Annotated in this window: 8 protein-coding genes, 2 tRNA genes and 4 rRNA genes; 10 read left to right on the top strand and 4 right to left on the bottom strand. The window is 51.3% G+C overall.

From position 1 onward, the window contains the following. From FLS37_RS03305 to rrf (FLS37_RS03280), 6 genes are all read left to right on the top strand, one after another. A 16S ribosomal RNA gene (locus FLS37_RS03305) occupies positions 1-185 on the top strand; the annotation flags it as partial. Positions 186-305: 120 nt separating this feature from the next. Continuing rightward, positions 306-382, top strand: a tRNA-Ile gene (locus FLS37_RS03300). A 39-nt stretch (positions 383-421) separates the two neighbouring features. Beyond that, a tRNA-Ala gene (locus tag FLS37_RS03295) sits at positions 422-497 on the top strand. Positions 498-832: 335 nt separating this feature from the next. Further along, positions 833-3719 (top strand): 23S ribosomal RNA (locus tag FLS37_RS03290). 138 nt (positions 3720-3857) lie between these two features. After that, positions 3858-3971 (top strand): 5S ribosomal RNA (rrf, locus tag FLS37_RS03285). A 129-nt stretch (positions 3972-4100) separates the two neighbouring features. Beyond that, positions 4101-4214 (top strand): 5S ribosomal RNA (gene rrf, locus FLS37_RS03280). A gap of 108 nt (positions 4215-4322) precedes the next feature. Here rrf (FLS37_RS03280) and FLS37_RS03275 read toward each other — a convergent pair. Both FLS37_RS03275 and FLS37_RS03270 read right to left on the bottom strand, forming a co-directional pair. Beyond that, entirely contained in the window at positions 4323-4754 is a 432-nt protein-coding gene (locus tag FLS37_RS03275; RefSeq protein ID WP_157314490.1) for an SCP2 domain-containing protein, read from the bottom strand. Continuing rightward, complete coding sequence (locus tag FLS37_RS03270) at positions 4751-5632, bottom strand: U32 family peptidase (protein WP_157314489.1); 882 nt, start codon at positions 5630-5632, stop codon at positions 4751-4753. The genes FLS37_RS03275 and FLS37_RS03270 overlap by 4 nt, the downstream gene beginning before the upstream one ends. 266 nt (positions 5633-5898) lie before the next feature. Between FLS37_RS03270 and FLS37_RS03265 the strand changes: the two genes are divergently transcribed. Further along, positions 5899-6522, top strand: coding sequence for a hypothetical protein (locus FLS37_RS03265; RefSeq protein ID WP_157314488.1), 624 nt, complete (start codon positions 5899-5901; stop codon positions 6520-6522). On the opposite strand, the gene FLS37_RS03260 is transcribed toward FLS37_RS03265, so the two are convergent. Beyond that, on the bottom strand, positions 6519-7526 hold the full coding sequence (locus FLS37_RS03260; protein ID WP_157314487.1) for a peptidase U32 family protein: 1008 nt from the start codon (positions 7524-7526) through the stop codon (positions 6519-6521). The two genes, FLS37_RS03265 and FLS37_RS03260, sit on opposite strands and share 4 nt — an antisense overlap. A 325-nt stretch (positions 7527-7851) precedes the next feature. Here FLS37_RS03260 and gnd point away from each other — a divergent pair, with 325 nt between their 5' ends. Beyond that, complete coding sequence (gene gnd, locus FLS37_RS03255) at positions 7852-8763, top strand: phosphogluconate dehydrogenase (NAD(+)-dependent, decarboxylating) (RefSeq protein WP_157314486.1); 912 nt, start codon at positions 7852-7854, stop codon at positions 8761-8763. 64 nt (positions 8764-8827) lie between these two features. Here gnd and FLS37_RS03250 read toward each other — a convergent pair whose 3' ends face one another. Then, on the bottom strand, positions 8828-9562 hold the full coding sequence (locus tag FLS37_RS03250; protein WP_157314485.1) for an ABC transporter substrate-binding protein: 735 nt from the start codon (positions 9560-9562) through the stop codon (positions 8828-8830). A 167-nt stretch (positions 9563-9729) separates the two neighbouring features. On the opposite strand from FLS37_RS03250, the gene FLS37_RS03245 reads away from it, so the two are divergent. Both FLS37_RS03245 and FLS37_RS03240 read left to right on the top strand, forming a co-directional pair. Further along, complete coding sequence (locus FLS37_RS03245; RefSeq protein WP_232522475.1) at positions 9730-10713, top strand: succinylglutamate desuccinylase/aspartoacylase family protein; 984 nt, start codon at positions 9730-9732, stop codon at positions 10711-10713. A 314-nt stretch (positions 10714-11027) separates the two neighbouring features. Continuing rightward, a complete protein-coding gene (locus tag FLS37_RS03240) occupies positions 11028-11768 on the top strand; it encodes a hypothetical protein (RefSeq protein WP_157314483.1) in 741 nt (246 codons plus the stop codon). Positions 11769-11794: the final 26 nt, after the last annotated feature.

Here is an 11794-nt window from a genome sequence, read left to right as displayed (position 1 = left end):
TCAGCATGTCGCGGTGAATACGTTCCCGGGCCTTGTACACACCGCCCGTCACACCATGGGAGTGGGTTTCACCAGAAGTAGGTAGGCTAACCGTAAGGAGGCCGCTTACCACGGTGGGATTCATGACTGGGGTGAAGTCGTAACAAGGTAGCCGTAGGGGAACCTGCGGCTGGATCACCTCCTTTCAAGAGAAAAGACCTTCGGGTCAAGTACTCACACTCATCGGCTGTAGAGTTTGAAGATACAGAGAAAGTAGCTGAGCAATGAAGCAATTCATTGCAGGGTTACGGACTTGGTTGGAAGCTGGGTCAGTAGCTCAGTCGGTTAGAGCACCGTCTTGATAAGGCGGGGGTCGCTGGTTCGATTCCAGCTTGACCCACCATTTACCTTGTAAGTGGAAACAGCTTAGAAATGCCAGATTGGGGGATTAGCTCAGTTGGGAGAGCACCTGCTTTGCAAGCAGGGGGTCGTCGGTTCGATCCCGTCATCCTCCACCACACCTTGCGGTGGGCACTACGCCTACGGCGAAAGTCTCTCTTGAGAATTTAGAATTCAGTAAGCAAGCAGAATTAATTCTGATTTGTTTATTTTGTTCTGGTTTCTTAAATCAGAATGCCTTTGGCATCTGTATCGTTCTTTAACAAAATAGAAGAAGTAATATCTCCTAATTAAACAATGTGAGAATTGGTGAATGCCAGTTCTGACAGTAATAAATTGGGTTGATTGTATCTCTGATCGAAAGATCAGCGTTGAATGGCCTGAGAAACCATTCAACAAGTCGTAAATACGAAACTCTGACCAAGAGTACGGTAAAACGTGTTTGAGGTTATAGGATCAAGCGAATAAGTGCATCTGGTGGATGCCTTGGCGATGATAGGCGACGAAGGACGTGATAGCCTGCGATAAGCGTGGGGGAGCTGGCAAAGTGCTTTGATCCCACGATTTCCGAATGGGGAAACCCGGCCCTTTTGGGTCATCCTTGAGTGAATACATAGCTCATGTGAAGCGAACGCGGTGAACTGAAACATCTAAGTAACCGCAGGAAAAGAAATCAACCGAGATTCCCAAAGTAGTGGCGAGCGAAATGGGAAGAGCCTGTACGTGATAACAGTCGTGTTAATAGAACGGAATGGAAAGTCCGGCCATAGTGGGTGATAGCCCCGTATATGAAAACACAATTGTGGTACTAAGCGTACGACAAGTAAGGCGGGACACGAGAAATCCTGTTTGAAGATGGGGGGACCATCCTCCAAGGCTAAATACTCATCATCGACCGATAGTGAACCAGTACCGTGAGGGAAAGGCGAAAAGAACCCCGGGAGGGGAGTGAAATAGAACCTGAAACCGGATGCATACAAACAGTGGGAGCAGACTTGTTCTGTGACTGCGTACCTTTTGTATAATGGGTCAGCGACTTACGTTCAGTAGCAAGCTTAACCAAATAGGGGAGGCGTAGGGAAACCGAGTCCGAATAGGGCGCACAGTTGCTGGGCGTAGACCCGAAACCAAGTGATCTAGCCATGGCCAGGATGAAGGTGCGGTAACACGCACTGGAGGTCCGAACCCACTGACGTTGCAAAGTCAGGGGATGAGCTGTGGCTAGGGGTGAAAGGCTAAACAAACTTGGAAATAGCTGGTTCTCCTCGAAAACTATTTAGGTAGTGCCTCATGTATCACTGACGGGGGTAAAGCACTGTTATGGCTAGGGGGTCATCGCGACTTACCAAACCATGGCAAACTCTGAATACCGTCAAGTGCGAGCATGGGAGACAGTCCTGGGGTGCTAACGTCCTGGGACAAGAGGGAAACAACCCAGACCGCCGTCTAAGGTCCCAAATGATCAATTAAGTGGAAAACGAGGTGGGAAGGCATAGACAGCCAGGATGTTGGCTTAGAAGCAGCCATCATTTAAAGAAAGCGTAATAGCTCACTGGTCGAGTCGTCCTGCGCGGAAGATGTAACGGGGCTCAAATTGATAACCGAAGACGCGGATATGTACGATGTACATATGGTAGAGGAGCGTTCTGTAAGCCTGTGAAGGTGTCTTGAGAAGGATGCTGGAGGTATCAGAAGTGCGAATGCTGACATGAGTAGCGATAAAGGGGGTGAAAAGCCCCCTCACCGAAAACCCCAGGTTTCCTGCGCAACGTTCATCGGCGCAGGGTGAGTCGGCCCCTAAGGCGAGGCAGAAATGCGTAGTCGATGGGAAACAGGTTAATATTCCTGTACTTGGTATTAGTGCGATGTGGGGACGGAGAAGGTTACCTCAGCCAACGGTTGGAAGAGTTGGTTTAAGCGTGTAGGTGTGTGGCTTAGGCAAATCCGGGCTGCTTTAACACTGAGGCGTGATGACGAGTCTACTTGTAGACGAAGTGAGCGATACCCTGCTTCCAAGAAAAGCCACTAAGCTTCAGCTAATATCGAACCGTACCGCAAACCGACACAGGTGGGTAGGATGAGAATTCTAAGGTGCTTGAGAGAACTCGGGAGAAGGAACTCGGCAAATTGACACCGTAACTTCGGGAGAAGGTGTGCCTCTAGTCAGTGAAGGTGTACAACCGGAGCTAAATGAGGCCGCAGAGAAATGAGGGCTGCGACTGTTTATCAAAAACACAGCACTGTGCTAACACGAAAGTGGATGTATACGGTGTGACGCCTGCCCGGTGCTGGAAGATTAAATGATGGGGTGCAAGCTCTTGATTGAAGTCCCAGTAAACGGCGGCCGTAACTATAACGGTCCTAAGGTAGCGAAATTCCTTGTCGGGTAAGTTCCGACCCGCACGAATGGCGTAACGATGGCCCTACTGTCTCCTCCCGAGACTCAGCGAAGTTGAAGTGTTTGTGAAGATGCAATCTCCCCGCTGCTAGACGGAAAGACCCCGTGAACCTTTACTGTAGCTTTGCATTGGACTTTGAAGTGGTTTGTGTAGGATAGGTGGGAGGCTTTGAAGCTGGAACGCTAGTTTCAGTGGAGCCGTCCTTGAAATACCACCCTGACCCCTTTGAGGTTCTAACCTTGGTCCGTTATCCGGATCGGGGACCGTGCATGGTAGGCAGTTTGACTGGGGCGGTCTCCTCCCAAATTGTAACGGAGGAGCTCGAAGGTCGCCTAGGTACGGTCGGACATCGTACTGATAGTGTAATGGCAAAAGGCGGCTTAACTGCGAGACCGACAAGTCGAGCAGGTGCGAAAGCAGGACATAGTGATCCGGTGGTTCTGAATGGAAGGGCCATCGCTCAACGGATAAAAGGTACTCCGGGGATAACAGGCTGATTCCGCCCAAGAGTTCACATCGACGGCGGAGTTTGGCACCTCGATGTCGGCTCATCACATCCTGGGGCTGTAGCCGGTCCCAAGGGTATGGCTGTTCGCCATTTAAAGTGGTACGTGAGCTGGGTTCAAAACGTCGTGAGACAGTTTGGTCCCTATCTGCAGTGGGCGTTGGAAGTTTGAGGGGGGCTGCTCCTAGTACGAGAGGACCGGAGTGGACTGACCTCTGGTGTACCGGTTGTCACGCCAGTGGCATTGCCGGGTAGCTAAGTCGGGAATAGATAAGCGCTGAAAGCATCTAAGCGCGAAACTAGCCTCAAGATGAGACTTCCCTAGGTCTTTAAGACCTCTAAAGGATCGTTCGAGACCAGGACGTTGATAGGTCGGGTGTGGAAGCGTAGTAATACGTTAAGCTAACCGATACTAATTGCCCGTGAGGCTTGATCCTATAACCTGAGACGCGTTAAGCGACAGGTGCAATCGACCCAGATTGTAAATGTGAGTTAAGAGAAATAAGATTACTTCTTCTATTGATTTCGAGTGATTGTGAAGGCCAGAGCCCAAGCAGTTAACTCACCCAGTTTTGTCTGGTGACCATAGCGAGGTGGTCCCACTCCTTCCCATCCCGAACAGGACAGTGAAACGCCTCAGCGCCGATGATAGTGCGGATTGCCCGTGTGAAAGTAGGTCATTGCCAGACTCCGCTATTCAAATACCCAGCTCGGTGAGCTGGGTATTTGTCGTTATTAAGTAACAGCAAGACAGTAATTTAAACAAAATTTCGTTTTTGGTGAGCCAGAATATCGGACACGAAAGACATCCAGTTTTGTTTGGTGACCATAGCGAGGTGGTCCCACTCCTTCCCATCCCGAACAGGACAGTGAAACGCCTCAGCGCCGATGATAGTGCGGATTGCCCGTGTGAAAGTAGGTCATTGCCAAACTCCCCATACAGACCCAGCTCAATGAGCTGGGTCTTTTGCTATCTACGGTATGAAAAGGTATGAAAAAAGCCCAACTCGCTGAGTAGGGCTTTTTGTTTGATGCGAATATCATATGCCAAATCGTAGGCGGATTGCCTGCGGGATTTTTTCGAATAGCGGCGAGAAATCGGTTGCATCCATCAGGTTTTTTAGCTGTAAACCCAGCTCAGTATCGCCGCAGATACTTAAGCGACGCTGGAAAAACAGCGTGTCGGGGTCTTCTTGGCGGCGAGCGATAATCCAGTAATCGGCCAAGCTCGCGCCAAAGATCACATCTGGCGTTTGCGTGCTGGTGACAAAGCGCCCGCGCTGAAAACTATACGAGAGCCCGCAGCCGATGTCGCTGGCTTGCAATCGTACCGTGCGACCTTCTAGCCAGGCAAAGTCTTCTTCGGGCCACAGTTGCCGACGTACCAGATTGAGTGCTGCTACCACTGCAAAAGCGGGCGGCGCTTCGGGTAAACGTTGTAGGACGCGGATCAAAGTTGGGGGGATTTTCATGTCAACACCTCAGGCGTAGAGTGAATGCCTGCCTGACCATGCCAGTAGCCATTGACCAGACCTTCCGGATTAATCTGTGTCCAGTTGGCTGTATATTGCTGGGTATTGATCTGTGAGTCATAGGTAGCAATGATTTCAGCGGTATACCCTGCTTGTGGGCTGATGCGCAGATAATCGATATTGCGCAGTTGTGGCACATCATTAATCAATGCATGACAGGCGGCCGATTGGGTTTGAATACCATTGATGCGCAGGAAATCCTGCCCCTCGCGAGTCTTGAGCAACATGCCATCGGCGTGTTCGATGCATTTAAACTCACACGCATCCTTACTTAGATCAAAGTGGCGGGCGGTAAAGCAGCGGGCTGAAAACGCCAGCGGCAGTCGGCCATGCGCAAAAATCTCGGTTTCAATCGTCAGCGTTTTTTCAGCCAGAATGGCGGCCACAGTCTTTGCGCTGGCTTCCAACGGGGCTACCCAGCGTGTGGCGCCTGCATTGGCGTGCCAATCGAGTGCCGGGCCATTGTAGATATTTAAATGCGGTCCGGCGACGTAGGCGATCCCGGCCTCGCGGGCGATGCGAATCGCACCTAAATCATTCGCTTCCAATAAGCCGCCTGCTTGGGCGAGTTTGCGCAGGCTGGATAGATCAGAGCCCGATTCCAGCACGGCTTGCGAGCTGTAGATGACTTGCTTGCCGCTTTGCGCCAGCTCGGTGCCCAGCGCCAACCAGTCGGCTGTGCGCAATTCATGTCGCCGTGCGCAGACGACTTCACCCAGATAGATGCTGGCCAGTGTCCAATCGGCCGCTTGCGCGTAAAAATCGAGTACCTCTTGCTTGGGCCAGTAATAGAGTAAAGGACCTAGGGTCAATTGCATATTGATACCAATTGTGTGGGTTTGGGAACTTTCTACAACAGTAATATTTGATGCGATTGCTACTGGGCGAAGGTTCGCGATCATCTGAGTAAGAAATTAACGATATAAATCAATTGGATGTATTTCAGTTTCCTGGCAATATTCGAAAACCTGAATGTAATTTATTTTAAGTGAACTACATCACATAAAATCTGCTGCGCCTTGCGCTGCTGAAATGGTCTAATTTTGCAAAGCATATGCTTAAAAAAACAGTAATGAGAAAATAAATGACAGAAAGTTCATTGCGCGTCCTGGTGCTATTCCCACATTTACTGGCTTGCTGCGTGGCCTTGGGGGCTATTTTATTATCCGATGTCAAATTCCTGCTCAAACGCGGTGTGCTCAATGATCAGGAGCGTGCGGCATTGCATGATTTAAGCCGCGTAGCCTGTATTGCGCTGGGTTTTCTCTGGCTAACGGGTTTGAGCATTATTGCGATTGATTTTGGTCATTTTCCTTCTTGGGCCGAATTAGTCGCCAAGCCCAAACTCATCGCCAAATTAACCGTGGTGAGCATTTTGAGCATCAATGGTTATTTATTGCATCGTTTTGTCCTGCCGCATTTTGCGCAGAAAACCGATCTGAATCAGCTGGCGCACCGCCGTATTTACCTGATGCTCATGCTGGGTGCTTTATCAGGTGCATCCTGGGTTTTTGCCGCTTTTCTGGGTATTGCCCGTCCTTTGACTGCCATCCTAGGTTACTCCGGTTTTATGGTGACTTATCTGGTGATCGTGCTGGGTGCAACCGCTTCGGCCACGCTGTTTGCCAAACATATCTTTATTCCATCCATTCCTGTCAAACCCGTACGTCAGGCTCGCTCGCGCAAGGGGCAAAGGGCTGCCGCTTAGCGCCATGGCCGGCTATAGGCTCCCAGTGTTTGCTGGTGGCCTTCGGAGACCTTGCTCAGCGTCTGCTGCCACGCGGGCTTGACCGTGTAGCGCGCGTCAGCGGCGGCATCAAGCGCGGCGCGCAATGTTTTAGTGACTTCTGCTGTATAGGCCGGGCTGCGCTGGCGGCCTTCCACTTTGATGGCGCGCACGCCAATACGTAATAGCTCGGGCAACACCGACAAGGCATTCAGGCTGGTCGGTTCTTCCAGGGCGTAGTAAGTGGCGTCATTTACTTCAAAACGCCCTTTGCACAGCGTGGGATAACCGGCAGGCTCGCCAGCCTCGAAATGATCGATCAATATGCCATTGAGTCGTGTATCCATGGTATTGCCCTGTGGCAGCCATTGCACATGGCTTGCAGGCGAACACACCCCATGGGTATTAGGCGATTCGCCCGTTGCGTAGCTCGACAGAATGCAGCGGCCTTCGGCCATCACGCATAAGCTGCCAAAGCCGAAGACTTCAATCTCGACCGTCGTGTTTTTAATGACGAATTCAACCTGCGGTAAAGTCAGCACGCGCGGTAGCACGGCGCGGCGAATGCCGAAATAATCCTGCGCCAGATTCACGGCCTCAAAATTGGTCGCCGAGCCTTGTACCGACAAATGGCGATTGAGTTGCGGATGCACACGCATTGCGTAATCGAGCAAGCCCAAATCGGCCAGGATCACCGCATTGGCCCCGGCGTCGGCAGCGGCATCAATCGCGGCGTGCCATTCTTTGACGCGACCGGCCTGGGCGTAGGTATTGATCGCCACCAGCACTTCGCGACCGCGTGATTGGGCGTAGTCGATGCCGCTGCGGATTTGTGCATCGGTAAAATTGAGCCCGGCAAAATTGCGGGCATTGGTGGCATTTTTGAACCCCAGATACACCGCATCGGCACCGTGATCAACGGCGGCTTTCAGTGCAGGCAGGCTGCCGGCAGGGCAAATCAGTTCAGGCAGTGTGGCTGCGGACATCGCAATATCCCGATTTTCTAGCGGTATGCAGAAAGTGCAGCTTAGAGCCAGCGCGCCTGCATGGTTTTAATGCAGGTCAAATTTTGTGTCACTGCTTTTGGCTGAAAGGGAGTAGTTCCAAAGTGATGCATGGCCGATAAGCTGTAGTGATTTCATGCGTATTTGCGGCAAAAACGCTGAATTCAGTAAATTAATTAGGCAATTAGTGCAAAACTGGCTTGGCGTGCGGCCTGTCTTGCTAGAAAATACGGGTACGAATGATTACTGGCTACAGGCACACTACGGGCTATCCGTCCGCAGTTGGACACCTAGAAGGGACTACACAATGAATATCGCAATGATCGGTTTGGGCAAAATGGGCGGCAATATGGCGCGCCGTCTCGCGCGTGGCGGAGCCAATGTGTTTGGCTTTGATGTCAGCGCTGAGACGCGTGAAGGCTTGGCAAAAGAAGAAGCCAACTTCCGTGCCTTTGCTTCTGTGCCTGAATTGATCGCTGCGCTGCCAACGCCACGCGTCGTGTGGCTGATGCTGCCATCGGGTGATATTTCTGAAGCCGCGTTTGCCGAAATGAAAACCCTGCTCGCGCCTGGCGACTTGATCATCGACGGCGCCAACGCAATGTACAAAGACAGCCAGCGCCATGCAGCTGAATTGGCTGAGCTGGACATCAAATTCGTTGATGCAGGCGTTTCGGGTGGCGTGTGGGGCTTGCAGAATGGTTATTGTTTGATGTTTGGTGGTGATCAAGACGCGGCTGAAATCGCCACACCATTTATGAAAATCTTGGCTCCCGACGCGACTCGCGGCTGGACGCACACCGGCCCAGCTGGCTCTGGCCACTACACCAAAATGCTCCACAACGGCATCGAGTACGGCATGATGCAAGCCTTTGCCGAAGGCTTTGCAATGCTCAAAGCGAAGAAAGAATTCGATCTGGACGTGGCTGAAATCGCTGAAACTTGGCGTCATAGCTCGGTCGTGCGCTCATGGCTGCTCGACTTGGTGGCTGAATCATTCTCGCATGACGTTGAGTTGGCCGATCTAAACGCCTATGTGCCAGATTCAGGTGAAGGCCGTTGGTCAGTGCTCGAATCGGTTGAGCTGGGTGTACCTGCACCCGTGATGGCGACGAGCTTGTACGCACGCTTTGCTTCACGTGGTAACGACGACTACGCAATGAAAATGCTGTCGCTGATGCGAAACGCCTTTGGAGGACACGCGATGTCGAAAAAGTAAGCGACTTCGCTTCAGGATAAGCACCTTCGGGTGCTTTTTTTATGCAATGCCTTAGTTGCTGTACTTATTCAAAATTCTGTATATGTTGATCGGTAATTTTCTTAAGACTTCCATCGCTTTGCATATTCGATAGAGCACTATTTAATGCCTCAATCATTTTTGGGTCGGTGCTTTTACTGCAACCGATGTAATTCTCGACTGTATTGAAGACCAGTACTGGCTTGATTGATTCCGGATCAAAACCCAAATCACGGGCAATTTTTTTTGCGGTGTATAAGCCCCCAGCAATTAAATCTAAATGGCCCGCATAGAGCTTTTTCATTGTTTGATCTTCTTCCGTCGCAAGATCAACAGTAAACCCTTTGCCTTCTAGAAAAACCATCTTGGCATCTTTGCGCTGCCCGCCGATGGGATATTTCTTTGCCTCATCCAAAGATTTTAGTTGAATTTTTTTATTTTTTAGTGTGAAAAGCGCCCATTTATTTTGGGCAATCGGACCTATCCACGTGAACAAACCTTCTCGTTGGGGAATACGACCTAAAGAAAAAATGCAGGTGTTAGCTTCGTTTTGGGTGGTGAACAATGCCCTAGCCCAAGGACTTTCTTGATATTTGTACGTAATTTGTGCGCGTTTGAGCATCTGCTCAACGATATCGACGGCTAGCCCTTTGGGCATTTTGCCGACCATCTCATTAAATGGTGGGTTATCGCCGACATAAAAGGTTAAATCGGCTTGCGCCGTAGTACTCATTGCTAGGGTGAGTCCACAGGAAAAATAAGTGATTAAACGCGATACCATGAAGGCCACCTTTCAATTGAATGTGACTTCACCATAGCAAATTATTCCCATTTCCATGCTTTTGCCTCCCCGTAATTGTATGCGACTCTGTGCAACTGGTGGATTTACCGCGATAATTGCGACTCTTTGATTTTCTTGTGGAAAACCCCGCCATGCATCATCAGCACATGCTTAAATCTTATGTTTATCACGGCCTGACAGCTGGTCCCAAGCTGGTGGTACTTGGTGCGGTGCATGGCAATGAGATTTGTGGCCCGATCGCGATTGAGCGCATCATGCGCGAGCTGGACGCGGGCGAATTGGTACTGCAACGCGGCCAGATCACGTTTATTCCGATCACCAATCCGCTGGCGCACGCCAAAAACGAGCGGAATGGCGATCGCAATTTGAACCGTAATCTGCGACCGAACGCGCTGCCACATGATTTTGAAGACCGCATCGCCAATATGCTGTGCCCGATTCTGGAGCAGCAGGATGTGCTGCTCGACTTGCATTCAACGACCAATCCACCGGGCGAGCCGTTTATCATGCTCGGGCCAGAAAACAATGACGGTGAGTTGTCACCATTTTCTCGCGCCGCCGAAGAAGAAGCGCTAGCCGTGCGCCTTGGGCCAAAACGGATTGTTGAAGGCTGGCTGGAAACCTACGCCGAAGGCGTGAAAAATCGCCTTGCCAATAGCAATGCCAGCGAGCGCGCGCAAATGCTGAGTACCGACCCAAGCTATGGCGTCGGCACCACCGAATATACCCGTGCCCACGGCGGCATTTCGCTGACTTTGGAATGTGGCCAGCATCTGGATGCGGATGCGCCCGAAGTCGCTTATCAGGCCATCCGCAACACCATCGCGCAATTGCATCTGGCCGACTTGCCTGCGCCGCAAGTGCAAACTGAATTTGAATTGCTCAAGCTCACGCAAGTGATCGATCGCCACGATGTGGGCGATGCCTTTGTGAAAACGTGGGCGAGCTTCGATAAACTGCACGCCGGCGATCTGATCGGCCACCGTGCTGATGGCCGCGCCGTCGCCGCGCCCGCCGACGGCTACATCCTGTTCCCGAATCCTGCTGCCAATCCGGGCAATGAGTGGTTCTATTTTGCCCAGCATAGCGACCGGCTGGTCGACGGGATGAAATCGACACGCTATGGTTGATGGGGTATTGCCCACTAGCACTTGCCTAGATTGCTCTAGTGAGCAATACATCAAGGCCGCCAGTTCTTACTGGCGGTTTTTTCATGCTTTCAGATGTAGCCATCCGCCATGCTGTCGTTTGGAGTTTATCGGGTTTTGCCGTGGCTTAATGGGCGGTTTTGGTGCTCAATAAGGCTAATACCTTCTCCCTGTGCGCCGTGCTCGTAGATGTATGACACAACCCAGGCGCAATTGCAGCCTTCCAACACCCTGCGCTAAATCCTTCGTTTACGCTGGATGTAATGGTCTAATCATGCCATTCAAGGAGGGGATATATGCCGATTCTGTTATTGGGCTGGGTGGTACAGATTTTTCTAATCATCCACGTGGTGCGCACTGGTCGCCCTAACTGGTGGATTTGGGTTTTGTTCGCAGCGCCCTTTATTGGCGGGCTGGCGTATTTTGTAGTCGAAATCCTGCCGGGCAGCCGTACTGAGCGCCAAGTGGGCAAGATTGGCAAGAATATTGTTAAATCGATCAACCCTGATCTTGATTTACGCCGCCGGGCGCAGGAGCTGGAAATCTGCGGCAGCGTTGATAATAAACGCAAACTGGCCGAGGAATGTCTTGAACGCGGTATGCCGCAAGATGCGGTGGCGCTGTATGCCAGTACGCTGACTGGCCCGTATAAAAATGACCCCCATCTGATTTTTGGTCTGGCACGCTCGCATTTTGCCAATACCGATGTGTCAGCAACGCAGCGATTATTGAGCCAGTTGCAGCTGGAGCATCCGCAATTTCAACGCGAAGAAGTGCAGCTGTTGCAGGCGCGCAATGCCACATATGGCGACGATGTCGCGGCGGCCTTGCAGCAGCTTGAGGCCGTAACGGCGATTTATTCGGGTCTGGAAGCCGCGTTCCGGTATGGCGAGTATTTAATCCGTCAGGGGCACAATGCCAAAGCCGCCGAGGTATTGAATGGCCTGATTGGCAAAGCCAAGCTATTCAAAATCCAGCACGAAGAAGAATTGTATTGGCTTAAACAGGCCAAACGTTTGCTGGCTTCAATTAAATAATCAAATGGGTATTGCCCTGCAGGTTA

Source organism: Chitinibacter sp. GC72 (assembly GCF_009760905.1).
Lineage (GTDB): Bacteria > Pseudomonadota > Gammaproteobacteria > Burkholderiales > Chitinibacteraceae > Chitinibacter.
This window is presented reverse-complemented; position numbering and strand designations above follow the sequence as displayed.